The sequence below is a fragment of the Halomonas sp. BL6 genome, assembly GCF_006228115.1.
GTDB classification, from domain to species: domain Bacteria; phylum Pseudomonadota; class Gammaproteobacteria; order Pseudomonadales; family Halomonadaceae; genus Vreelandella; species Vreelandella piezotolerans.
The window spans coordinates 88458-114100 of sequence record NZ_VDGL01000004.1 but is presented as its reverse complement, the minus strand read 5'-3'; the positions used below and the strand labels follow the sequence as shown (position 1 = coordinate 114100).

The following is a 25643-nucleotide window of genomic DNA, read 5'->3' as shown; positions in this document are numbered from 1 at the left end:
CGCACACTATAAATATGACGATGATAGTAATAAGCAAAACGCCAAGGCTAGCATACCCTTAGCGTAAAGTTGCCCAATAAAAACTCAACGCTGCCAGTGTAAAACCATCTTCTAACTTGCCCTGCGCTAACTCACTTGGCAAAGCCTTTATGGGTATTTCAACAATGCGCTCTGCTTCTCGATCCCGCCTTTGTGGTGGGTGATTAGAAGGCAATTTCACCAAATAAATATCGATACAGGAAGTCAGTATGGCCGTATTAGGGCGTACTTTTCCCAGCCAGGTAAGCTGCGCTGGCTCTGCGAGTAGCCCCGTTTCCTCACGCAGTTCTCGCAGCGCGCACTGCTGCGATGTTTCGTGAGCTTCCCCGTAGCCACGCGGAATTTCCCACGTGACTGCCCCCTGTTGGGCGGGTCTGCGCATCTCAAGCAACCACACCGTGTCACCCACCAGCGGCAGCACCGCCGCCCCGGCCTGCGCCCCCGGCTCATCGACATAGTGATAGGCGCCCTCTCGCACCACGCGAAACCAAGGATTCTGATACTCGATATGCTCATCTGAGGAGTGTGTAGGCACTATTTCAACTCCACGCCCATAAAGCGCGTTAGTTTAGGGTAAAGGCCAAACCAGTTGCGCCGCTCACACCAGGAAACCCCATGTGCCTTGGCTTTCTCTTCTGCGTACTCCAAGGCTTTATCGGCCAAAATGCTCGCCAGCTCTTCGCTGCCTAAGGTAGAGATAAAGTTAAACAGATCATAGCCTGCTTTCAGCGTGGCCAACTCTTCTCGTCGGCTACCTATCGAAATACCCGTATCCAATAGCCACAGCGGCAAACGAGAAAGCACCTGGATGCGATCCATCACGAACGCCTCCCCTTCCCCCACGAACAGGCCGTTGTAGCTCGCATCTACGACTTCCAAGCGGAACTGATCACGCTGAAGAGCGGGTATCTCCAACGCGCCAAGCGCCGAATACCAATCAGAACGCGACCCTAGCGGCTTGCCGCTTTGTTCGACCAGCGCCAGCGTTCGTTGGTGAACGCTGCGCTGCTGTTCCGCCTCTACAGCAACCTCCGTGGTGGAAGTAGCAGCCCCAGCTAACCGCAAGCGTATCTGCTCGCTCAATGCCCCGGGTTTCTTCTCGAGCGACACGATAGAGGGCTGATAGCAAGTTAAAACATCGCTGGCTGTTTCTAACTGCTTTTTGAGCTGGCTAGCCTGCACAGCCGTCAGCTCGCCCTTACGCACGCCGCCCAACTGAGACACCACATAGTTGGCATCTAAGTGCTCAAAATAGTCGACCAGGGAAAAGCCATTCTCCAGGCCGAAGCCGCGAATCATCAGCTTGCTCTCGTTGTGCTCATCGCGCTTGAACCAACGCTGAACATGCTTGGATGCCAGTAACGAAATAATCGCCGGGTTATCGATCAGTAAATTTGGCGAAAGCACCACGCCATCCGCAAATAGCACGCCTGCCATAAAACGAGCGCGTACGTCATCTGGGCTTAACTGGCGCACGGAGTCGCAATTAGCCAGAAACAGCTTCTCTTTTAGAATCATCGACCTGTTACCTAGCCACAACAAAGTGCCACAAAAAAGCCAGCCGAAAGGCTGGCTGGCTTGAACTACTCACGGCCGGATTACGCCAGCGCTGCGGCGATTTTCTCCGCGCAAGAGGTCGCCTGCTCGGCATCCACTGCTTCAACCATCACACGAATCAGCGGCTCGGTGCCTGATTTACGCAACAGCACACGGCCACTATCGCCAAGCTCCGTTTCTACGTTGGCGACTGCCGCTTTCACCTGCTCGCTTTCTAGCGGGTCGATGCCTTCTACGGCGGTGTAGCGAACGTTAATCAACGTTTGCGGCAGCTTGTGCATGCCCTGCTTTGCCACAAACAGCGTTGCCTCTTGCTGCAATAAGCAGGTGAGTACGCGCAGTGAGGCAATGATGGCATCGCCTGTGGAGGCGTGGTCTAGGCTCAGTAAGTGGCCAGACCCCTCGCCGCCCAAGCGCCAGCCGGTGGCCTTGAGTTGCTCCATCACGTAGCGGTCGCCTACTTTGGCGCGCTTAAAGGGCACATCCATGGCTGCCAGTGCTTGCTCCAGGCCCAGATTGCTCATTTGAGTACCGACGACACCGCCGGTATAACCCGATGCCTTGGCATCTTTCGCCAGCAGGAACAGCAGCTCATCGCCATCGACCACTGTACCTGTGTGGTCCACCATCATCAGGCGGTCGGCATCGCCATCCAGCGCAATCCCCAGGTCGGCTTCATGCTGCAGCACGGCCGCCCGTAGGCTTTCCATCGCCGTGGCACCGCAGCCCGCGTTGATGTTCACGCCGTTGGGCTGGTCGTGAATACTCACCACGGTGGCCCCCAGCTCGCGGTACACGGCCGGGGCCACTTTATAGGCAGCGCCGTTGGCGCTATCCACCACCACTTTCAGGCCGCTCAAGCTCAAGTGGCCGGGCAGGTTCGCTTTGCAGTATTCGATATAACGCCCAGCGGCATCGTCCACTCGGCGGGCTTTACCCAACAGCTCCGAACTCACACACGTCATGCCGCCTTCAATGGCGGTATGCAGCAAGCGCTCTATCTCTTGCTCTTGTGCGTCTGAGAGTTTGAAACCACCCTGACCAAAAATCTTAATGCCGTTATCGTGAAACGGGTTATGCGAGGCACTGATCACCACCCCGGCATCCGCACGGAAGGTGGAGGTTAAATACGCCACCGCCGGAGTAGGAAGCGGCCCAACCAACGCCACGTTCACGCCTGCTGCGGAAAACCCCGCTTCTAACGCCGACTCCAGCATATAGCCACTGGCACGGGTATCTTTACCGATGATGACCTCTTTAATGCCTTCTGCGCCCAGCACCTGCCCAGCGGCCCAGCCCAGCTTCATGGCAAAATCGGGGGTCATGGGGAACTCCCCTACTAACCCGCGAACCCCATCGGTACCAAAATACTTTCGCATTCTCCAAACCCACCAAACGTATTATGTTAATGGCTGGCGAGCGCCTTAACGCGCTTCACCTAGCAATGTGTTGATATCCGCCTCAGGCACCGCAATGGCATCGGGTGCCGGAAACGCCCGCTGACCGCTTATCGGTGCCAAGCAGAGTGGCTCACCGTTGCGTAACTGTTGAAGGTGCCACTTGCTCCAGCTTTCCCAGTAGTCCAGCCGTGCTGGGGAGACCGCATTTTCTTGATGCCCGGTATCTTTAGCAGTCATCAATGAATCATCTCGGTGCGCGCCAAACGCAAGCGGCTCAATCAAGCGTTTTACGGCACTCTTACCAAAATACAGCTTCATGCGTGCCAAGAATTCACTGTCTGCTCCGGTACGCACCAAGTCCCAACTGCCCATGCGCTCAATCACCGCACGACGAAACAGTGGCGAAGACGGGTTCAAACGGGTAAACGGTGCTGCCTGGCGCACAAAAAACGTCCCCTCATCACTTAAGCGAACCCACTGAGACGTGGTCGCCATGATGGCCGGGTGTTTCAGCATGGGAGCCAGTTGGCGGCTAATTTTTTCAGGGTGCGACCAGTCATCGGAATCATGGCAGGTAATGAACTCACCATGCGCCTGCTGGTAACCGTAGGTTTTAGCCACGTACGTGCCCGCGTTTTTCGGCAACTGATAACACCGAACCCGCGCATCTTTTTTAGCGCACGCCAAGAGCTGCTCAAAGGTGTTATCAGGGCTAGCGTCATCCACCACGATGATGTCGAGGTGACGGTACTGCTGAGCCAATAACGAATCAATTGCACGAACGGCACGCTCTCCCGAGCAGTACGTCGTCATCAGTACACTGACCAACGGCCCTTGGCTTGCAGGCGCGCTTTCATCATCCGCGTGGGCGGGCTTATCCAACGCTGCAAGATTCATGACGCCCAACGGGGCGTGCTCATCAACGGGCTTAACAGCGGCAAGCCCATGGCGGGCCAAAAATTGATTGATGAAGTCGCACTGCTGAAGCGCCGTGGTTGCAGTGAGGTTACTTTCCACCAGCAGCGCTTCAGGATTGGGGATTTTAACCGCCTGCTGGTAAGCCTGTAGTCTCTGCTTGGCTAAGGGATAATTCCCCAACCGCATGGCTAAGCCTACGGGTAGAAAAGACGAAGCAGGTAGCACCGCTTCGTGGCAGAGCCGTTCCGCCAAGGGGGGCGAAAAGGCAGCGATGGCTTGAATGAACGCAGGCACACGGGCACCTAGTTGGCCGCTTTTCAACAGTGAACGCGCCACTGCTTCGGCTTGCTGTGCTTCTCCCAGTGCCGTTAACGATGCCGCTCTAGCGAACTGAGCATTCACGTTATCTGGGAAGGCAGGTTGGTTCACCACTGTTTGGTACATTCCCAAGCGATAGTAAGACCACACCCCCGCCGGGGATTGCGCGAACGATGAACCACCCGTCGCCAAGGCCAGCGCGTGCTGCCCCACCCACTGGCGCAGCCGTGCTTTTCCTGCCTTAAACACCTGCATCCTTACTCCTGCATTACCACCTACCTGACTAGCTTACGGGCTGATCAGGTAATGAAAAATCAAAGGTGAGCGCATGGCCGTTAGATTCCTGCGACTGCCCCAACGGTACACCCGCAGAGTGCTCCAACTGCTTCACCTGACGCTTTAAGCGGTCATTTTCTTCCAGCAACTGGCTCAGCTGCTCAGCCATTTCACCACGCTCTACCGCATAGTGTTCCACCAGCGCTTGTAAACGCGCCTCCAGGCTTGCGATTGTTTCCTGTGCATCTGACATGGCATCCCCACTCAGGCATTATTTTTTTATCGCTTCCTGCACGTCTATGCGGCAACCTCAATGCCACAGGCGGTTCACTCCTGAACACCCACCTACAAAAAAGGGCCTGAAGGCCCCTTCTTGATCATCTTATCAGAAGTCAGCTTCCGCGCCCCAATGGCGCCGCCAACGCATTGCTTTGCGGGTGCGCCCCTCTTACCGCGCGCTACAGGTGCATTCACTGACCCCGTAGCGCGGCGTAACGAAAGAGCGAGAGCAACGAGCGAAAGAGGCACCCGCGGGGGCGGCGGATAGCCGCCTGGATGAAACCACCGTGAATCATCAAACCTCGGTGCCATCATCGGCACTCCTATCAGAGTGCTTCGCGGGTGCGCCCCGCTTACCACGCGCTACAGGTGCATCCACTGAACCCGCAGCGGCGGCCCGGCGCGAAGGGCAGCGCTTAGCCGCCCTAGTGAAGCCACCCATCCCCCCTCACTCCACCGTCACACTCTTCGCCAAATTACGCGGCTTATCGACATCGGTGCCTTTCACCAACGCCACATGGTAAGAAAGCAACTGAAGCGCCACCACGTGCAACACCGGTGAAAGCAATCCGTAGTGCTCAGGCATCAACAGCACGTTCACACCGTCAGACGACGTCACTGAACTGCCACCATCGGCAAACACATAAAGCTGGCCGCCACGGGCGCTCACTTCTTGCATGTTGGCTTTCAGCTTTTCCAACATTTCATCGTTGGGCGCTACCACTACTACCGGCATGTCGGAATCCACCAGTGCCAACGGGCCATGCTTCAGCTCACCCGCTGGGTAGGCTTCCGCATGAATGTAGGAGATCTCTTTGAGCTTCAGCGCGCCTTCTAAAGCAATGGGGTAATGCCGACCACGGCCTAAAAACAGCGCATGGTGCTTATTGGCAAAATGCTGAGACCACGCCTCAATGCTGGGCTCTAACGCCAGCACTTTATCCACGGCAATGGGCAAGTGACGAAGCTCGTCTAAATACGCTTTTTCGTCGTCATCGCTCAAGCGCTGGTTCGCCTTGGCAAGCAGCAGCATGAGTAAGAACAGCGCACTAAGCTGAGTGGTAAACGCCTTGGTAGAGGCCACACCAATTTCCGGGCCTGCGCGGGTGATAAAGCGCAGCGCGGTTTCACGCACAATGGCAGATTCCGGAACGTTACAAATCGCCAGGGTGAAGGTATGCCCCTGCGCCTTTGCATGGTGCAGCGCCGCCAGGGTATCCGCGGTTTCACCGGACTGAGAAATCACCACGACCAACTGCTTGGGGTTAGGCACGCTATGGCGATAGCGGTACTCGCTGGCAATTTCTACGTTGCAAGGAATGCCCGCCACCTGCTCGATCCAGTACTTCGCCGTCATGCCTGCGTAGCTAGAGGTACCACACGCCAGAATCAGAACAGACTCCACCTGCTGGAAAATCTCTGCGGCTTCCGCACCAAAAATGCCGGGCTGCAACTGCCCTGCCCCGCTAATCATCTCCAGCGTGTTACTCAGCGCCTGGGGCTGCTCGAAGATTTCCTTCTGCATGTAGTGGTTGTAATCGCCCAGCTCGACCGCGTTGGCATTCAAGCTAGACGTGACAATGGCGCGTTCAACCATCTGGCCAACACCATCGACCACTACCACCGCATCGGGGCTCAAACGAGCTACATCGCCGTTTTCCAGGTACATCATACGCTTGGTAACAGAGAGCAGCGCAGAGGCATCAGATGCCGCATAGTAGCCATCTTCTGCAACGCCCAGCATCAGCGGGGAGCCTTCACGGGCAACCACCAGGCAGTCCGGCTCTTCCTCACTAATGACGGCTAACGCAAACGCCCCCTTCAGGTGGGCAACGGCACACTGCACGGCAGAAAATAGGTTTTCGGCGGGTTCGCCAATTTGGCCCTTAAAACAGGCTTGAATCAGGTGAGCAATGGTTTCTGTGTCGGTATCCGAGGTGAACACATACCCCAGGCCTTGAAGCTGCTCACGGAGAGACTCGTAGTTTTCGATGATGCCGTTATGCACCACCGCCAAGCCAGAGGAGATGTGCGGGTGAGCATTGCGCTCGGCGGGAACGCCATGAGTCGCCCAGCGTGTGTGAGCGATACCCACATGCCCGTTAATACCCGCTTCCGCCACTTTGCTGGCTAGCTCCGCAACACGCCCTTTGGCACGGGCGCGCTGCAACCCATTATTGAGTACCGCCAAGCCTGCCGAATCGTAGCCGCGATACTCCAGGGTGGATAACCCTGCGAGTAAAAAATCGGTGCTTTCCTTTGCGCTAATCGCGCCAACAATGCCGCACATAGTATTTCCGTTAATTCAGAATGATTTTTTAAAGAACAGCCCTTAGTTAACAACTATATGCATTTGCATAGATGCACCAAGTGCTAATTAAGCTCGTGACAGAATACCGAGGCCCTTTTCAAGAGGGTAGTATTCCAAATTAAACCCATAATCATCAGCCCAACGCTGGCAGATATCTTTTTCTTCTTGGCGAACGGTGTCATCCATCCACACCTGCGCTTCAGGATTTAACCTTTCAAACAGAGCTGGCAATGCTGGATAGCGAGCGAACTCACAAGTGCCGCCTGGAGGGCCATCGACAAGCAATAAGTCGATACCCTCTATACCTTTCAATAAGCGCTCGGGATACCAGAAAGGCGGCTTTTCCGCATCAGATGGGCAAAGGTGATGCTTATTCCAAGCTTCTAGTTCTCCAACACGTAAATCTACCCAAGGTTGCAAATTTTCTGCAATTAACGTGTCAAGCGTCTGCTTGCCGTAATGACTGCTATGCTCAATGGAAATCAGTTGACCAAAACCATTCTGACGAAGAGCATCAGCCGTCACTAAAGTGGAGGAACCACTACCAAACTCAACGACCACTTTGGGCAGGCTAGCCATAACATGAGTGTGAAGCTTTAGAAGGAAATCGGGAGAGGTAGCCCAGCCGCGTAGCGGTGGCAGTTGGCCTTGAATTGACAACCGCCGCTGTAACCAGGAGAGACTTTCTAATTGAGCATAGAGACGGTTCTGCACAATTAATAAATCTTTGGCGTTTTTTACTGAACTATCCTTTGTTGCCTGCAGAAGTGTTTTTTCCATCTTTTCAAGCTTATTTTCAAGCATCGTCTAGCCTTCTTATTATCGGATTGTATTGAGTTTTTTCTCTTCACATACCTTGCCGCCTTCACCTTTATCCAGGGCGTATGAAGTAATAGCGAGACGATATATACCTAATAGCTGCGTATGTATTTTTTGAAAATCGAAAAACTGTTGAATTATACTGATGCCAAAATTACCTAGGCCGATGCGATAGCTTTTCGAGGCAAGAAGATTATCCATATCTTGATGCACCATCTCTGGCTTGTAGTCTGTATGCTGATTACCAACGCCGCCAAAATTAGAATACACTCCTTGCTGCCAAGTCTCTGCGTTTACCAAGCCGCAGTAACTTTTACTACCTACAGCAATGGTTGGAACTCCACAACTCATGGCCTCTAAAGCACATCGACCAGGCGCGAATACGAAGTCACTTGATTGATATGCGCTGCGAAGAGGCTCACCTTCAAGCCACCCTCGAAACTCGATACTATTCCCCCCCCGTACTGCATCAAGGCGAGTACGAAACTCTTCTAATTGCGTACCATTGCCAACAACAATCCAAGAGAGCTGTCCTGAATAATTTTCAGCGGCGTACTCAACAGCATCTGCAAAGACATCGAGAATGAATGCTTTATCTTTATCAAGACGTGACACTAAGGCAACACTAATCTTGCCATCAGTACTTTGCGAATTTTCCGAGACCGGTTGGAAAAAACCTGTATCAGGGACATTAGGCACCACATGAAATTTCTGCGGTTTTATCGATTGCTCTGCTAGTAAATAATCACGAATACCAAATGATACCGCTAAAACAGCTGATACCTTATCAACGTACTGAGAAATATCATCTGTATATTTCCCATGAAATGTAAGAACAATAGGTATATTTAGCTTTTCTGACAACATTAAGCCAAGCTTTCGAGAAGCAAATGGATGGGCATGTACAAGATCAATTGGGTCAACGTCATGAAGATTCATGATCTCATTAAGTGTCGCTTCAAGATCTAAATAATTAGTTTGTATAACGCCCACACCAAAGCCAGATAATGAATCAGCAAATGGGCCACGTGGACATACTATAGTAGCTTTATGATTATTATCGATTAAAAAACGAGCTGCTGCGAGTACGTTCTCATGCAGCCCACCATGAGCGGCTTTAAAAAAGACTGGCATTATGACGTGCATAAATCTGCTCCTTTACTTTAGTTATATGCCTAATAGCCACAGAAAATTATTATTTTCATAGCGGCTTAACCAAATTACTTACTTTTCGCAAAAATAAAAAAACCAAACACATTATTGAAAACGCGATACTTTACAATACACACTTCAATTACCCAATCCAGGTAAAATATACATTAATCATTTAATTGATCAGCAAAGGGCAAGCATAGCAAACTCATCGCTTTTTTTTATTCTTTTACAACCTCAACTTACATTTCTTAATGAAAAAATCACAATAGGAAAATACGTTAAGCAATCACAACCAATCTTCATACTGATCTATAAAAACGCAGTCGCTAAAAAACCTACAAAACTTTATGATAATAACAATTCATTGTTAACCACTTAAAAACCAAAAAATACCACACATATAAAAAATCTAATAACAAATACAACCAAAGCACTGATTAAAAGAATATTGCAACACTAAAAAGAAAACTTATGACTCATAGAAACTAAGTATATCTTCAATTACTTCATCATGAGTGAAATTGACATGCCCAAATCCGCTTGAATGGCAACTTAAACTGATAGAAAATTTTCCTTCAGCAATACCCATTAGTAATTCTTTATTTTCTTCATTATTGAGTTCTTTATATAAATACCTCATATGCGGACGGTCTCCAATATTTAAAGATATTTTAACTTCACCGCAAGGAAACCTGTTTTTTCTGAAAAAAGAAAATACATTAAGCCACTCTTCGCCAGCATTATTCATTTCAACAAGCCTTTTAGCAATTTCTCGACTACCAGGATAGTCGCGTAAATCAATCTGGGGGCACTCTGCATATATGCCATCAGAACTTAACATCGCGCCTAAATATAATGCTGAAAAGCCCCCCATAGAAGAGCCATAAACTAAAACTTTACCATGATGATTTTTTAAAATCTTTTTAATATGCATCGAAACAAAAGGTAAAGCACTAATTCCCAAGTCGGGTGAAATAAACCAACTCCCATTAAAGTTTTCTGAGTATGGAGGCTCATCATATGGATCTGCAATATAAATGACACATAAATTTTCCAAACTATTAGACCACTTACCCCTTGGAAAATATGGCCTTAAATTCTTGTAAGCCTCTGACTTTGCTGATGGCATAAATATAACGACACCATTAGGTGCTAAGTCTAATCGATCAACCTTGAAGTAAAACTTACCACCATTCCATTCGACGCATTCAGTATAACTATTCACAATATTCATCTCAAAAATTTAAAATTTCGAATTTAATTTTCAAATCTATCATATTAAACTCTTCAGCAATATCTACATACACATACCAGCAAGGCACTGAGGTATTATATTTTTCAGACACCCAACCAAAGCATGGGTTCTCATTCCCAAAAAGCACGCTTAGTCTCTTGTTAGAGCTTATTCTAAATTTTGTTTTTTCAGAAGAAAAAAGCAACTCATTATTTGAAACTCTTTCCACTTCAGAATAATGAGGAGAAACATTGAACGAGCTAATAATCTTCGATTTTCGAGAAGCTTTTTGAAATATTAACGTATCTTTTAGATCTATATAATTAGGGCCATGCTTTAACTCTCTACGAAAGACAAACTTCTCATCCGCAATCCCCCCTATAACTTTATTAAATGCTACATTATCTTCACCACCTACATATTTTAATGAATTTTTATAATCATGACCAAAAGATGAAAAGTTCACAGTATTATGTGACTTATCTTTATAAAAATATTCTGATTTTTCACTTTTACTGTAAGAAAATTTTCCAGGATCTAACAAAACCCATCCATCATTTACAAACCACTCAAAAGCACAGTAATCATGATGATTATGCGATTGTCCGTGATAAAAATTCACTAGCATCAACTCGCTTGAATAACGGTCATCAGCTGTTCGAGATCTAACAATTCCAGTAATCGGCTTAACATTCAACTTCCCAGAATCATAGTCTCCTATCTTTATTACCCCTTTGCTGACTTGTCGTTTTACTAAGTCTCTATCCGTGTCACCAAAAGCAAAAACTTCTCCAACACGTGCGAAAAGAATATGATTAAAACGCTCTGCCTTAACCAACAGATCACTTAACTGATCAGAAGCATACCAACCACAGGAATCAAAGTCTTTTATCATACTGATAGCATAAAAGTGATATTCCGCAGAGTTTTCTTTATAAAACCCTTCTTCATTAAAAAGATCGCAAAACATAGAAACCGCGAGATCTCTAAAATATTCAAGGTCGCTTCTACCCTCTAAAACACTAGCAGCGACTAGTGCATGCAAGCCTTGAAGATAGTGATTTGAGTTGTGATATTTTATTTTTACCAACCTATCAATAGTATAATTTATTCTCGCATTAAGCTTTTCTAAAAGGTCTTCTCCAACAAAATCTGACACTACGTATTTAAAATACAAATATTTCAACAACCTTGTTCCTGAAACCATGGGATCCCATGAGATTTTGTGATTTTCATGGGCATGATCTATCGATAACATAATCTCTAAACACGAAGTTGCAGAAACATTTTTTTCATACTTAAAATTTCGCAAATAACTGTCCAAAAAGCGAAACATTAATATTTGTGCCAATTGATTTTGGTCGCCTATATCATCACATCGGTAATCTTTATTTATGATTAACTCTTGACAGTCCGCCCTCGCCTTGAATTTAAAACACTCATCAAAAACACTCCCTTGCTTACCAATTCTAAAAGCATCATATTTATTTATATAACTCATAAAAACCCACTAAAATGACCAAATTAATTTTTAAAACAGCAATACACATATTGCATATTACTACTGAGCACTAATTAAATTAATGGTTGACTAAAATATAAAGGCTCTAAACTTTTATTAACATAAGCCAGGCTTTACATTAAAAGCAATTGATAGACCACATCATCATGCTTAAGCTTTTTTAATATGCTTAGCAAAAAGTATGCTAGAAGAGATTCCTCCTCACGCCACAATAATTTTTAAATACCATTGATAACTTTCTGCCACTGTTGGCTGATATCTTGCGAGGGCATGCCAACCTTAATCTTGGTAGCCAGATCCTGATCAGGGCCACCGTCTAAGACTGCCTGCTTAGCATCATGAAGAGTTCTTGAGACCCACTTTTCTCCCCAGACCACCTCGGCCCCATCCCAGTTCCAGATGATTGGCACAGCTCCCGTCAGCATGCCTTCACCAATGGCCATATGAAACGATTCAAAGTCTGATGGTGAGAGAATAAAGCCGACCATAGTGAACCAATCGTTAACATCGTCACCGGGTGGGTCAAAAATCACTTTATGCCTCAGCCTAGGATTCTGGTTAATACGTCTGAAGACACTGCGGTAGTAAGCCAGCTCGTCTTCTCTCTTAAGCAACCACCCGTAGTCCAGCGGATGTTTACCCTTGACCCGCAGACAATATCGGTCATCTTCTTCAAGGAGGGATTCCAATAGATCCACAGCACGGTCCAAGCGCTTGCTTTTAGGTGCCACCCCCACTATACCAAGGGTAAAGCGGGCTTCACCGACCTTCTTCTTGGGCGTGAACTTAGTGTCGTCTAAGTAGTTGGGAATTACCGTGGTCTTATCAATGGGGAAACCATCAAATACTTCTAGCGCTTGTCGCCGGGTATGCTCACTAACGAAACTAACATGATCAATATTTTTCCAATCGGCCTCGCCCATGTAAGGAGTACGGGTTTCCTGTGCGTGAAAACGTGCCACTAGACGCTGATTGGGTTGCTTATGGTGCGAGTACCACTTGAGATTACCTAAACACCATTCGCAAAAGATCACGTCGGCCTGTTCAAGCAGTGCACGGCTTTTCTTCTCGTCGTGTTTGTTATGACCTTGCCATTGGTCGATGAGAAACTCGAACTGCCCCGTGGCTTCTAGCTTCTTCTGCAACAAAGTAAAGAATTTGAGGTCGTGACCAGCCACCAGAACCCGGGTTTTGGCCGTAGGCTCGAATGCTTTGGGAGCATCCTGCAACCACTTACGAATCTCACCCACCCGGGTCGAGAAAGTATGACGTTCGGCAAGGCGTTTGAGAGCATCAGCAGCCCGCTGAGCCACTTGAGGCTCGCTAAGAGCCCTCGCCAGCTGGCTCCTGAACTCGGCTTCGCTGTTAGCAAACAGCGGGTAGTCTTGGCCCAGCAACTTCTCATGGAGAGAGTTCCGATTAAGAATCGCGGCGCAACCGGCCCCGCCGTACTCCAGGATCTTGGTAGAGTACTCCACGGTATCGTTCATGCTTTCATGCCGCCAGGATAACCCTACCCGTGCATGAAGAAGCTGCTCTTGTACAGCCTCACGAGATTGCGCACCCCGCCAAAACAGGCCCTTAGTGTTTTGCAGGGCCTGCTGCATACGCTCGGCGTAATTAGGCTGTTCAGGCTCGTTATGGATTTTATCGCCAATCATCACCAGCTCGCTGCCGGGCAGCTCACTATGAATGGCGGGCCAAGCCTTGGCCATTTCCAACGTCATCCAGTCGCCTTTGAACTTGCCAGCATAGATAGCCTTTAGAGGGCGTTCGCTGATTGGTATCAAACGCTCTGAAAAGTCTGGAATTACCGGAGTATAAAGTCGGATCTTACTGGAATCTAGGTCTGGCACTAAAGCCTGCCAAAGAGCCTTAAAACCCTCAGTTTGGCAGAGCAGTTGCTGGCAGCCCTTGCCTAGTCGCTGCATCATCAACCGCTCTTCTGGAGTGTATTCACTGAGGGCCTGAGGAATGTCAGTCAGGTACATCCAGCTTTTGGCCAATACATCCGGCGCATCCAAAAGCTGGCTTGCGATCTCCAGTCCACGGATGATGATGACATCATAGGGCTGGGCGCGATCAAGTCGAATTGCCAATTCGCCCATCATCGCCGGAGTAATGCGAGCAAACCCTTTACCTTGCCAGTGCTGCCGATCACTACCATCTATAATGCTAATGTCAGTATTACTCTTCAGCGGCGCATAAAGTTCATCTCGTGCAGGAGTACTTTTGGCTAAAAACTCTACTTTGGCTTCGCCACTAGCAGCGGTTGCTAGAGTAATCGTCTGAGCCCAAATAGATGAACCATCGATATAGTTAAGATCAGGATTGCCACAAATCAGTACACGTTTTGTCATAATTTAGCCCTATACCATTTGCCGCGCTGAACTGGCAAGCTGGAACTGATCGTGGTCAGCAACATAGAGATCGTCACGTAAAATAGCTGCATCAAAATGCATATTAATTAGCTGATTAGAAAATTCTGCCATTTTCCAAATAGCACTACTCAGAATGGTTTGCCGGCCATAGGTAAAGCAATCATTCTCAACTGACTTCGCCCAGCCAGCGGCATCAGGTTGGTAGAGACTAGCGTTGGCCAAATCACGCAGGTAGTGCTCACCATATTGGTTCTGTGGACTTATCCAGCCTGCACAAGAGGTGCTGGCATGAGATTCCTTCAACCAAGATGTCTTTTGGCCGCGCTGCAGCAGCGTTATGTTCTTCGAGATAGAACCCGCTAGTTGAACCAGCCCAGGTTCACAGACTACACCAAGTTTGAAATGCCGATAGCTTTGCTTATTTGCAAAAACATGCAAGGCTTCTAACTCGGATAGAGAGTGCGCTTCAGAAACCAAGGCAATGAAGGGGTTAGTAGACATTTTAGTTTCAATACCAAGGCGGTCGAAAATATCGTTCAGCCTATGAGCATAGGTATGCCTCGCGAACACCTCTCGTATGCCAGCTAGGCTGCGGCGGCGCCATTCGACGTCGTCGGTCATCAAGGTATACAAGGCCTTGTCAGCTTCCTCCTGACTATCAACAAGCCACACTGCATCGCTTTCAAACAGGTTCTCAATTCCTTTGGCATATGTGCTGACCACAGGAGTACCGCATGCCATTAGCTCAAAGACCCGTCGCGAGAACATAGTGGGCGAATTTGTGACCGAGTTGACGTTTAGGAACACACGGTAGCGGCTATACTCTTTACAGAGGTCCTTATAAGGCAGGCTTCCTTTGATGCCTGATTGATACTCCTCCGGGAAAGGGAAGATGCCGGTGCCATGGTTACGGTCGTAGATATCTAGGCCATGCTGGTTAGCGGCCTGGAGCAACCAGCGCATGGCTTCTCCGCGCTCGGCGTGTCGGTTTCCGTACCAACTGCCCGCAAAACACGCACGTGGCTTACGGCCCGAAAGCGGCGCGGGCTTGTGAAGCGCGGGCTGTGCGGCGAAGGGCAGCGCATGCACATTGGGATTGCCGGTCTTCGCTTGGTAAGAATCTTTCATGTTTGCATCAGTGGTGAAGATATGATCCACCAGTTTGGCGCTGCACATGAATTTTTGGTGATGAACAGGATCTTCTTTATTCCAAAATAGAGTTGGAATCCCCTTCTCCCGAGCATATTGGCAAATATGAGCAATCTCTTGACCGGGTTTGTTGGCGTAGTCCGCCACTCGATACTGCCAACTGCCGTAATTTCCCTTCCAAGCGCTCTCAATAAAGAAGAACTCGGGTTTGTACTTCTCTGCTAAGGCGTACCAGTTATCCGGGCGCGGCTGGATCAAGTTAACGTCCTGCTCAAAGCAACCGGTAGTAAACTCGTCCATAACGCCAATTACATAGGGCTTTCCATTGGAAGGCTGCTCTGGCCAGCCGAGGATACTGATCTCGGCGGCTTGGGCACTGGGCGGTACGAATTGTGTAGGCTGAGACTTGTCCGGCTTGGGCTTCACGCGAAGCTCGCGCAGCAGCACCTGCTCGCCGTCTTTCTTATTGAAACCACATACGCCCACGCGGATCTCATTCACGCCCTCCGGTACGGTGAAACTATGCAACTCCTGGATCTGGTTTTGAGTGCAGGGCAAGTACTTAAAGTAGGCCTTGAGATGACCAGACTTAGCCATCTTCCCGCAAGGCTTGTCCACCGGATCGCCCTGAGCATCGAAGGCATTGACCAGCAAAACCGCCTTGCGATTCTGGGAGCCTTTGATATTGCGATACTCTGAAGCGGCTTCGATGATAAGCGACTGGCCCGCTTTGACCGACACGGAATACCATAGTGGATCTTTTCGAGGTAGCTCGATGATTTCCGGGTGGCTAAACGTACCAAAACTTGATGTGGTTGGTAACAATTTTGCCTGCGCCTTAGCTGCAATCTTTTGCCTTAGAGCATTTTCCTCACCATTTAGTGAACGTGTCATCGGCTCAGTATGTGACGAGAATAGTAGATCCGTACTGGGCTTAGGCGCTGGCAACTTCAACGAGCGCTCAAGAGCCGTAGCTAGGCTTTTAATATTCCCGGCCTCGAAGCTCACAACGCTATCATATTTACAAGCGTACTCTAATAAAGGTGCTACGTTAGATACTACTAAACACTTGCCGTAAGACAGAGCTTCAGCGGCTTTCATTGGCGGTACAATATTACAAACCTTCAAAGATTTGCGGGGAATAACGACTGTATCTATAAGCGTGTAATAAAGCGCGACTTCTTCATGAGGAATGCGCCCTACATGAACCAACCAGGGCTTATCTGACACAGCACTTTTATATTCAGCCGTGTGAGATAAATTGAGACTATCTCCAACTAGTAACAACTTGAGACTTTGCCCCTGCTGCACCAATGCCTCACAGGCTGCTATCAAGGTATCCAAGCCTTCATAAACACTGTGGCTACCAATGTAGCCCACTACCTTGTCACCTTCCTGAATTCCTAAGCGCTTCTTAAGCGCAGGGTCGGCAGGGGCAATATTCGTTAGCTCGCTAACGCCATTGGGTACTAGCTGAATGCTTTCTCGCTTGACGCCACGCTTCACCAGCTCTTCCTGCATAGGGGTATTTAACGTGAAAGTGGTTAACCCCTGCTTTGCCACAAAGGTATCGCGCTCTGCTTCAATTTGGCAGGTTTTGCTACTTTCAAAAGCGGGATCTTGTGCAGCGCGTGATAGCTCCCAGAAACCACGTACTTCATTATAAAACGGCAAACCTAGGCGCTTAGCCGCCACCCAGGCGGGTAAGCCTACTATCCAATTAGAGGCAGCTAGCACCACCTCTGGGCGGTAAACGCTGAAAAGCGTCATGAATTGCTGAACGCTCGCTTCTAAGTGCTCGCGCTCGTTGGTCGGCGCAACATCATTAGGCCAGCGGCTATGAATATAACGCACCCCCTGCAGGGTCACTTCAGGAGGAGTAGGTTGGCTATTTTGCTTTAACTCCCACGGTCTACCCGGCCGAACAAAACATAGAGTTTCAAAGCCATGTTGGTTAAGGGCTTTAGCCACACCTTGTGTGCGAATCGCATAGCCGTTGCTCGCATAACTTTGACCATGACTGACCACATAAGCCACACGCCCTTTAATAGGCATCGAAAGTGCGTGGCTGGTTTGATTCGCTAGATGTGTGGCGTGTTGAAGAAGCTCGTCCATGGGTTTCCGTGAGAGATAAATGGTGAATGGTGAGTGGTGAGTGGTGGTTTGGGCTGCGAAACGCCTTGCTGTTACCACTCACCTGGTTTAGCGACAGTTATGGGTGAATATTTAACCTAGCAGACCCACAGCGTCGATGACGGTTTCCTTACCGCTCACGGCCTTCTTATGAACAATAAACGGCTTGTGCTTCACTAACACACAGACCACATCGGCTTGTGCCATGGCTTCATCGAAGGTCGCCAGTGTTACTTTATCGCCTTCTAGGCCTTTAGGCAGTGTTTCAATATTGGGTTCGACCACTTGTAGTTTGCAGCCCAGCTTGCCAATTTCTTTGGCAATCCCCAGGGCGGGGCTTTCACGCAGGTCATCAATATCCGGTTTAAAGGCAACCCCCAAGCAAGCCACGGTCAAATCGCTACGCTTGGCATCCGGGTGCTGCTGGTGGTAGTACTCCAGCGCTTCTTTAACACGGCCTAGCACCCACTGCGGTTTGGCATCGTTCACTTCGCGCGCTGCGCGAATGATTTTGGCCTGTTCTGGGCAGGCATCTACGATGAACCAAGGGTCTACAGCAATACAGTGACCACCTACGCCCGCACCGGGGGTCAGGATATTCACTCGTGGGTGACGGTTTGCTAAAGCAATCAGTTCCCACACATTGATATCTAGCTCGTGGCAGATGGTGGAAAGCTCATTTGCGAAAGCAATATTGACATCGCGGAAGCTATTTTCGGTTAGCTTGGCCATCTCGGCAGTGCGAGCAGTGGTAGCAACACACTCACCTTCCACCACGATTTGATAGAGCGCGCAGGCAGCTTCAGCACATTTCGGGGTCATACCACCAATCACGCGGTCGTTCTCAACCAGCTCGCGAATCACATGGCCCGGTAAAACACGCTCGGGGCAGTGGGCAATACGAATATCGGATGCTTCGCCGTGGGTTTGCGGGAAGGTTAGGTCTGGCCGTGCTTCTGCCAGCCACTCTGCCATCTGCTCGGTGGCACCTACGGGGCTGGTGGATTCTAGAACCACCAAGTTGCCCGGCTGTAACACTGCCGCTACGGATTTAGCTGCTGCTTCGATATAGCTTAAATCTGCTTTGTGATTCTGGCCGTTTTCATCCGTATGGAACGGTGTAGGTACGGCTACCAAAAAGGCATCAGCGGGTTCAGGGGTAGTGGTTGCACGCAGGTAGCCCTGCTTCACTGCAGCGTTCACTACGATATCCAGCTCAGGCTCTACGATGTGAATGTCGCCCTTGTTAATGGTATCTACGGCGTGCTGGTTGACATCGACACCAATCACTTTCTTCTTCCGTGAAGCAAATACCGCAGCAGTCGGCAGACCAATGTAGCCCAGGCCAATCATGGAGATGGTTTCAAATTTCATGTGTTTATCCGTGAGTAGTCGATGATGAATAGTAAATGGTGAGCCGCGAATAGTTAGTGACGAGTATTGGATACTCGCCTATGACTGTTTCCACTCACTTAACACGTTGCGAATACGTTCGCAGGCAGTGCCATCGCCGTAGGGGTTATGGGCATAACTCATGGCGTTGTAAGCTGCTTCATCTGTTAGCAGGCGGGTCAGTTCCTCAGTGATGGTAGAAGCATTGGTGCCCACCAGCTTTACGGTACCAGCAGAAACCGCTTCTGGGCGTTCGGTGGTATCGCGCATTACCAACACGGGCTTACCTAAAGATGGAGCCTCTTCTTGAATACCACCGGAATCCGTCAGAATGATGTGGGCGCGATTCATCAAGTAGACGAACGGCAGGTAGTCTTGAGGTTCGATAAGGTGGACGTTATCAATGCCTGCCAACAAGCGATTCACTGGCTCGCGTACATTCGGGTTCAAGTGAACCGGGTAGAGAATCTGCGTATCGGGGTGCGCTTTTGCGGTATCTGCCAGTGCTTGGCAAATACGTTCGAAACCGCCGCCAAAGCTTTCGCGGCGGTGGCCTGTAACTAGTATCAAGCGCTTGCCTGCCTGCAACATGGGAAAGTGTGCAGTCTGCTCTTGAGCCAGTGCCTGATTCGTATCCAGCTTATGAGCAACATCCAACAGTGCATCGATGACGGTATTGCCTGTTACATGAATGTCCGCTGGTGCGATGCCTTCGTTCAACAGGTTTTGTTGAGAGGTTTCGGTGGGGGCAAAGTGCAGTTTTGCCAATGCCCCAGTGAGTTTACGGTTGCCCTCTTCCGGCCAAGGCGAGTATAGGTTACCGGTACGCAGGCCTGCTTCTACGTGACCAACAGGGATTTGCTGATAGTACGCCGCCAGGGTGGTGGCAAAGGTGGTCGCAGTATCGCCATGAACCAGCACGATATCGGGTTTGAATTCTTCAAAAACACCCTTGAGACCTTGCAGAATGCCGCATGTAACATCGTTTAGGTCTTGACCCGGTTTCATGATGTTCAGGTCAAAATCGGGTGCTAGCTCGAATAAAGACAACACCTGATCCAGCATTTCTCGGTGCTGTGCCGTTACGCATACTTTAGCGTCAAAACGCTCATCGGCGGCTAATTGGAGCGCCAGCGGTGCCATTTTAATCGCTTCGGGGCGAGTGCCAAATACGGTCAATACTTTCATTCTGTTACCTTAGCTGTTAATCAACGCTCTAATCGTTGGTACTCAAGTTCCTGGCAACGCTGGTAATAGTGCTCAAGAAGTTGCTGAGTTTCCTGTAGTTGGCGCTGTGCCTGATCCGCTTGCCCTGTCATGCTTTCAGGCATCACGGCTAGCTGTTTTGAACCGTTGCCAGCGTATTTATCACACAGGGAGAGATTGGCTTTAAATAAGTGCGCGCCGTACTGTTTAGCGGCTTTTTGGTAAAGCACTTTGGCAGCGGCATAATTCCCTTGCCGAAATGCTTGCATGGCCTGCTTGACCACAAGAGGCTGTGCGCTCATAGGTTATCCTTTTCCTCATTTTCGGATTGCGCTTGGAAAGGTTGAAGCATTTGGGTAATGTGTTTTCCTAATGCGTTTGTTGACTGTTGACGCTGCTCGCTTTGAATTGTAAACCCTTGCGTCATTTTCTGTATTAATTGATCAACTGACTCTCTTAACAACTTCATTTGCGCCATTTGCTGCCGCGCTTGCGCCAGTTCAATTTTCGTTGCTTTTAATTCGTCTTCTTTAACAGCCAGTTGCTTTTCATACTCCAGCGCTTGCTTCTTACGGTTCATGAACCAATTATGAGTATTTTCAAGTTTCTCTTTTACCTGCTCAAACTCAGCTTTTGTTTGAGCAAGCTCTGCTTTAACGGCAGAAGACCCGTTGTTAAGATCCTTAACACACAGCCAGCGCTCAATGCCTGGATGACGCTCACTCTCACGGCTGATGATGCGAAAACCTGCTTGCTTCAAAGCAGGTTCCCATTCAGATGCAGTTATAGCTTGGGGTACTGATTTTTCAGTACTTACACGCAACCTTAGTACGTCGACTTTCTCAAATACAGCGGCCTGAGTAGCTAATAAGCTGACTTCACAAAAATAGTTAATAAAGAGCCACTGCCCTGAGCTTCGCCAGTGTGTACTTGCCCACTCAGTCAAGCTGACAGGTTCACATGGTTGGCTCTCTTTTTCTGTGATGTTCGGCCATAGAGGAGTAAATGTTATAGGTGCCAGCAAACCGCTTTCGGTGGAGTTGCTGGCTAAATAAAACGTATCAGCTTTATCCACCCCGGCATCCATCACCAAATTGTGCAACTTCCATTGCGGCTGCGCTGCCTGCCATTTAGCGCTTAATTGGTTAAATAGCTGCTGGCTAGCCTCTACCAAGCTTACGTTCTCTATAGCATGCTCAGCTGCCCAGTTGAGTACCTCGCTATAGCCATTGCCTGCCCCTAATAGCGTTAATTGTGGCAATGGCTTTATGCTGTGGAGGGCACTTAACCATTGCACCAGCATCAGCGTATGTTGGCCAAGCGCAGGCTGTGAAGAGTTGGTTTGAATGGAATTAGGCGCATCCGTCATAGAGTGCTCGCTAAGGTATTGGTGTTATTGGCAAAATGGTATAGATGATTAACGCTGACGTTCTTTACGAAAGGCCTTAGTTTCTTGGCTTAATGCCATCGGCAGCTTCAACCACCCCATAGGGGAACCTGCATTATCCATAATCACTTGTCCCAAGCGATAAGAAAGGTGCCGCTTCACCTGTTCTGCTTTGTGAGCATCTGCATACTGAGAAATAGGTGGCAATTTTTCTTTTTTGCGGGCTTTTATATCTTTCTGATAAGCAGCATATTCGCGCTTTAGCGCCAGGGGTAGACAGATAAAGTCTTTTAAACTGTGGCTATTCACCACCACTGCGCCTAACCGGTAAGTGAGTTGGCGCTTGATACGCTGGTCGGCACCGTAATAAGGTCCACTTTCTGAAATTGCTGCGGCTTTTGTTCCACCTTGGCTGTACAGCTTTTCTAACTCTTCCTGAACTACATGCAACTGCTCTAGCAGCATGCTGTTTTCTTGCTGTAGCTCAGTAGTATCGACAGCCGCAACAGCTGGAGTAGGCGGTGCTTTTTTCAACTCCTCGTTTTCGCGCTTTAAAGTAGCATTCTTAGCGCTTTCTTTTTCCAGTGTCTGCTGCAATTTCGTTAGCGTATTCAGCAATGCAGCTCGCTGTTTCATAAAGTGTTGCCAAGCATCCTCACTTGCAATTCCACCGTTAATTTCACCTGGCTGAGTGGCACTCGCCTGTAACTCTTCAAAGAGGGAAAGTGCTGGATGCTTTTCCACCATCTGCTCGCTTAGAAGGCGTGCTAATGGCTCTGCATCTAAGTATGCGGCCTCAGCCTGCTCACAGCCTTCCAGAGAGTGCAGTACAGCCGTTAATGGGCTGGCCTTAGCGGCTGCGACGGCATCTTCTGTTGGGTTAGCTGAAAGCCCTGGTAGCGCTTTGAGTACCTCTTGAGGCTTGCTAAGGAATTGCTGAGTGTGAACCAGAAAGCTTCGCTCAGGGTGGCGCAGGTAAAAGGCTAACAATGCACCATGGTAGGCCGCCCAGTTATTGAGCACCTCGGTTGGTGAGATATCCTCATTGCGATCTAATGCATTTTGTAAAGCAGTGGCAGGGTGCTGGTAAACCAACAGAAAAGCTGTTTGTTCATCTACCTTATGCCACATATTCAGCAGGGGTAGTGTGTTATGTGAGGCCCAGCCCCATACGCCCTTCTGCTCTATATTGCCTAACAAAAAATCCAGAGCCAGCTCTTGCCATACAGCACTGGGCGTTAACTGGCATAATTCTGCCTCGGCTTGAGCCTGCTCAACATTAATGGCGTTATGGGCTTTAAAAAGTGAGACTTCAATATCGTGAACAGTCATGCCCTCCCTTCTGGAAGGGACTGCCTCTGCCATACCATATTTTTTTAGCAGTGCTTCTACGTCCATGTAATCCGAAGACGGATGGCCGACAATGGCAATTCTATTCACTGACACATTCCTCTATACCTTGGCATTTATGCAATTTAGATAGCAACGATGAATTTATTTTTTATCCACATCATTGTGGTAAGACTCTATCGCTTCATTAATGTTATCAAACCAAAGCGCTTGCCCGTCCTTGATATAAACGCCTACTTGACATAGCTCTTTGAGAATCCCCTCAGAGTGAGAAACAATAATCAGCGACGATTGCCCGACTTTTGATTTAAATAGGTTTTGCGCTTTTGCTTTAAATGCTCGATCCCCTACCGCCGTAGCTTCATCTGAGATATAAACATCGAAATCAAACGCTAGTGAGAGGCCAAACGAAAGCCTTGAACGCATACCTGATGAATACGTACGTACTGGTTCATTGAACGCTTCACCGATCTCTGCAAAATCTTGCACAAACGCTATTACCCGTTTTACTTCTTCGGGGCCACAGCCTTGTGTTCGCGCTACAAATTTGACGTTTTGGCGGCCTGTCATGTTGTTTTGCATGCCGCCTGCTAGCCCTACTGGCCAAGAGACCCGGCTGTGGCGTATCACCTCGCCACGCTCTGGTGTATCCATTCCTGCAATAAGGCGCAGCAGTGTTGATTTACCGGCACCGTTGCGGCCAATCAGGCCTACGCTCACCCCGGTGGGTATAGTGAGGTTGATGTCTTTGAGCACCCAGTCACTACCGTGGTGGTTGTGGTAGCGCTTGTAGAGGTTCTTGATTTCGATCATTTTGGGTTGGAGAAATGTGAGAAGTGAATGGTGAATGGGACGTTCGTGGGCGGCATCGATTTCACCGATTCTTTAAATGTTTGATGAGTCCACCTAGCTGGGCAGATGCTTGGGTAATGGATGCCATGGTGGCTGATATATCTTGTAAATATTTGAGACGTTGGGCAATAAGCACTTGGGTCTCCAGTTCGCTTAAAGAACCTTAAGATATATACAAAAAGCGGATGAATTCTTGGGTGCTTCCTCTTGCCGCCCCTTCTGCAATATTGCTCGGAACTGAGACAGCACATCTTCGCATTTGGCTGGTGAGGCCGTATTTTCATCATCGGGGAAGGTTTTGGTGAGTGTGTATCCATGTTCGACAAGGTCCATCGTTTGCTGCCAAACCCTCAACTCTTGATGCTTCCTCATCCCACCTCCCCAGATCACTCACTACTCGCCACTCACTGTTCACCAAAAACTACTCACCATTCACCACTCTCACTCCCCTTCCTTTACGCGCATACATCGCTTCCAGCTCACGTTTGAGTGCGCTGCGAGCGGTTTGTTCGCCGTGAACTAGATGAATGGTATGGGGCCAGCGGCGCATGCGTTTGACGAAGTTGAGCAGGCCTTTTTGGTCGGCGTGGGCGGAGTAGCCGCTGATGGAGGTGACGCCTGCTTTGATATCAATTCGCTGGCCGTCTATTTTTACCCAACCGCCTTGGGGGCCGTACTGCTGAATGGCGCGGCCTGGGGTGCCTGCGCCTTGGTAGCCTACGAATAGTACTTGGTGACGCTCATCGCCTAGCATGGCTTTTAGGTAGTTCATGATGCGCCCACCTGCACACATGCCGCTGGCGGCGATCACCACGGCAGGGCGGCCTGTGTTGGCTAAATACGTTACCGTTTGCTCGTGGGCGTCGTGGTTTTCTACTGTGTAGAGGTTATCGAAGTTGAGCGGGTGACGGCCGCTGCGTAGGCGGCGCTGGGCTTCTTTGTCCCAGTAGGGTTTTAGCTGGCGGTACACCTGGGTAAAGCGGGCGGCGAGCGGTGAATCGACAATGATTTCTAGCGCTTGCCGCTGGCTTTTGGGTAAGCCGCGTTTGGCGTTGCGCTCGGCTTCATAAATGATGCCTTCCAGCTCGTAGAGTAGCTCTTGGGTGCGGCCTATGCTGAAGGCGGGCACCATGACTGTGCCGCCGTTAGTGAGTGCTTGCTCGATGGCATGTTTTAAAGTGGCGCGGCGCTGGCGGCGGTCGGGGTGGTTTCGGTCGCCGTAGGTGCTTTCTAGCACTAGCTGTTCGCAGCCGTAGGGGGATTTAGGTGCGGGGAGTAGCGGTGCGTAGGGCGCGCCCAAATCTCCGCTGAAGATGACCCGTTCCTTTTCAGAATTGGAGTGTTGGTAGGCGACTTCTACGTAGCTGGAACCCAGAATGTGCCCTGCCCGCTTGAGCTTTACCCGTGTGGTGATGCTGCCTTCTTCGGATTTTCCGACCACGGTGTGCCATTTGCCGTAGGGCACGCTGACGATTTGACTTTCTAGCTGTTGCTGGAAACGCTCTATGAGTTGGGCGTTGCGGGTGAAGCCGATTTTTAGGGCGTCTTCAATCACCAGGGGCAGCAGTTTGGCCGAGGGAATGGAGCAGATGATCGGCCCTTTGAACCCGGCCGCCAGTAGGTAAGGCAAGCGGCCTACGTGATCAATGTGTACATGGGTGATGATCAGCGCTTTGACGGTGCTGATATCGAAATCGATTTGTAGCTGATCGAATGCGTCTTCTGTTGCGTCTTCGCCTTGGAATAGCCCGCAGTCGATGAGCAGTGAGTGTTCGCTATCGAGGGTGAGCTGGTGGCAGCTTCCCGTTACGCCCTTGGCTCCGCCGTGGTGGGTGATGTTGAGCATTGAATTCCTTTTCGTGCTTTTTTCAGCGTGCTTTCTTTAGGCGATGAGGCGTTTTGGCGTGTGGTGGCGTTATCGGGGCGGCTAACGCCGCCCTCCGCGGGTGCCTCTTTCGCTCGTTG

19 protein-coding genes and 1 pseudogene are annotated in these 25643 nt (G+C 49.5%); all 20 read right to left on the bottom strand.

All coding sequences use genetic code 11. The features are described from left to right. Positions 1-58: 58 nt before the first annotated feature. The 20 genes and pseudogenes from FHJ80_RS10080 to FHJ80_RS09985 all read right to left on the bottom strand — a co-directional run bounded on the left by FHJ80_RS10080 (position 59) and on the right by FHJ80_RS09985 (position 25524). Positions 59-574 carry an NUDIX hydrolase gene (locus FHJ80_RS10080; RefSeq protein ID WP_218013979.1) on the bottom strand — a complete coding sequence of 172 codons (516 nt, stop codon included), beginning with the start codon at positions 572-574 and terminating at the stop codon, positions 59-61. After that, entirely contained in the window at positions 574-1557 is a 984-nt protein-coding gene (locus tag FHJ80_RS10075; RefSeq protein WP_139527036.1) for a hypothetical protein, read from the bottom strand. Before FHJ80_RS10075 ends, FHJ80_RS10080 begins: the two co-directional genes overlap by 1 nt. Positions 1558-1637: 80 nt before the next feature. Further along, the gene (glmM, locus tag FHJ80_RS10070) at positions 1638-2975 is read right to left on the bottom strand and encodes a phosphoglucosamine mutase (RefSeq protein ID WP_139527035.1); all 1338 of its coding nucleotides are present in this window, start codon (positions 2973-2975) and stop codon (positions 1638-1640) included. A gap of 45 nt (positions 2976-3020) precedes the next feature. Beyond that, positions 3021-4487, bottom strand: coding sequence for a glycosyltransferase family A protein (locus tag FHJ80_RS10065; protein WP_139527034.1), 1467 nt, complete (start codon positions 4485-4487; stop codon positions 3021-3023). Between the two features lie 28 nt (positions 4488-4515). Further along, positions 4516-4761, bottom strand: a complete 246-nt coding sequence (locus tag FHJ80_RS10060; RefSeq protein ID WP_139527033.1) for a DUF3450 domain-containing protein — start codon at positions 4759-4761, stop codon at positions 4516-4518. Positions 4762-5235: 474 nt separating this feature from the next. Then, on the bottom strand, positions 5236-7077 hold the full coding sequence (gene glmS / locus FHJ80_RS10055) for a glutamine--fructose-6-phosphate transaminase (isomerizing) (protein ID WP_139527032.1): 1842 nt from the start codon (positions 7075-7077) through the stop codon (positions 5236-5238). Positions 7078-7164: 87 nt separating this feature from the next. Continuing rightward, positions 7165-7902 carry a class I SAM-dependent methyltransferase gene (locus FHJ80_RS10050; protein ID WP_139527031.1) on the bottom strand — a complete coding sequence of 246 codons (738 nt, stop codon included), beginning with the start codon at positions 7900-7902 and terminating at the stop codon, positions 7165-7167. Between the two features lie 15 nt (positions 7903-7917). After that, positions 7918-9063, bottom strand: coding sequence for a glycosyltransferase family 4 protein (locus FHJ80_RS10045; RefSeq protein WP_139527030.1), 1146 nt, complete (start codon positions 9061-9063; stop codon positions 7918-7920). A 478-nt stretch (positions 9064-9541) separates the two neighbouring features. Next, positions 9542-10297, bottom strand: a complete 756-nt coding sequence (locus FHJ80_RS10040) for a hypothetical protein (RefSeq protein ID WP_139527029.1) — start codon at positions 10295-10297, stop codon at positions 9542-9544. A gap of 10 nt (positions 10298-10307) precedes the next feature. After that, a complete protein-coding gene (locus tag FHJ80_RS10035) occupies positions 10308-11807 on the bottom strand; it encodes a heparinase II/III family protein (RefSeq protein ID WP_139527028.1) in 1500 nt (499 codons plus the stop codon). A 239-nt stretch (positions 11808-12046) separates the two neighbouring features. Further along, positions 12047-14188: a glycosyltransferase gene (locus FHJ80_RS10030; RefSeq protein ID WP_139527027.1), complete on the bottom strand. Its 2142-nt coding sequence runs from the start codon at positions 14186-14188 to the stop codon at positions 12047-12049. Positions 14189-14197: 9 nt separating this feature from the next. Then, on the bottom strand, positions 14198-17473 hold the full coding sequence (locus tag FHJ80_RS10025) for a glycosyltransferase (protein WP_139527026.1): 3276 nt from the start codon (positions 17471-17473) through the stop codon (positions 14198-14200). A gap of 111 nt (positions 17474-17584) precedes the next feature. After that, positions 17585-18865: a UDP-N-acetyl-D-mannosamine dehydrogenase gene (wecC, locus tag FHJ80_RS10020; protein ID WP_139527025.1), complete on the bottom strand. Its 1281-nt coding sequence runs from the start codon at positions 18863-18865 to the stop codon at positions 17585-17587. Positions 18866-18943: 78 nt separating this feature from the next. Then, on the bottom strand, positions 18944-20071 hold the full coding sequence (wecB, locus tag FHJ80_RS10015; protein ID WP_139527024.1) for a non-hydrolyzing UDP-N-acetylglucosamine 2-epimerase: 1128 nt from the start codon (positions 20069-20071) through the stop codon (positions 18944-18946). A 20-nt stretch (positions 20072-20091) separates the two neighbouring features. Further along, positions 20092-20391 carry a hypothetical protein gene (locus FHJ80_RS10010; protein ID WP_139527023.1) on the bottom strand — a complete coding sequence of 100 codons (300 nt, stop codon included), beginning with the start codon at positions 20389-20391 and terminating at the stop codon, positions 20092-20094. After that, positions 20388-21458, bottom strand: coding sequence for a hypothetical protein (locus tag FHJ80_RS10005; protein WP_139527022.1), 1071 nt, complete (start codon positions 21456-21458; stop codon positions 20388-20390). Before FHJ80_RS10005 ends, FHJ80_RS10010 begins: the two co-directional genes overlap by 4 nt. A gap of 48 nt (positions 21459-21506) precedes the next feature. Next, complete coding sequence (locus FHJ80_RS10000) at positions 21507-22916, bottom strand: hypothetical protein (RefSeq protein WP_139527021.1); 1410 nt, start codon at positions 22914-22916, stop codon at positions 21507-21509. 54 nt (positions 22917-22970) lie between these two features. Continuing rightward, positions 22971-23639, bottom strand: a complete 669-nt coding sequence (locus FHJ80_RS09995; RefSeq protein ID WP_074210387.1) for an ABC transporter ATP-binding protein — start codon at positions 23637-23639, stop codon at positions 22971-22973. A gap of 61 nt (positions 23640-23700) precedes the next feature. Then, positions 23701-23937, bottom strand: a pseudogene (locus tag FHJ80_RS17510) (four helix bundle protein). A gap of 162 nt (positions 23938-24099) precedes the next feature. Continuing rightward, entirely contained in the window at positions 24100-25524 is a 1425-nt protein-coding gene (locus tag FHJ80_RS09985; RefSeq protein ID WP_139527020.1) for an MBL fold metallo-hydrolase RNA specificity domain-containing protein, read from the bottom strand. Positions 25525-25643: the final 119 nt, after the last annotated feature.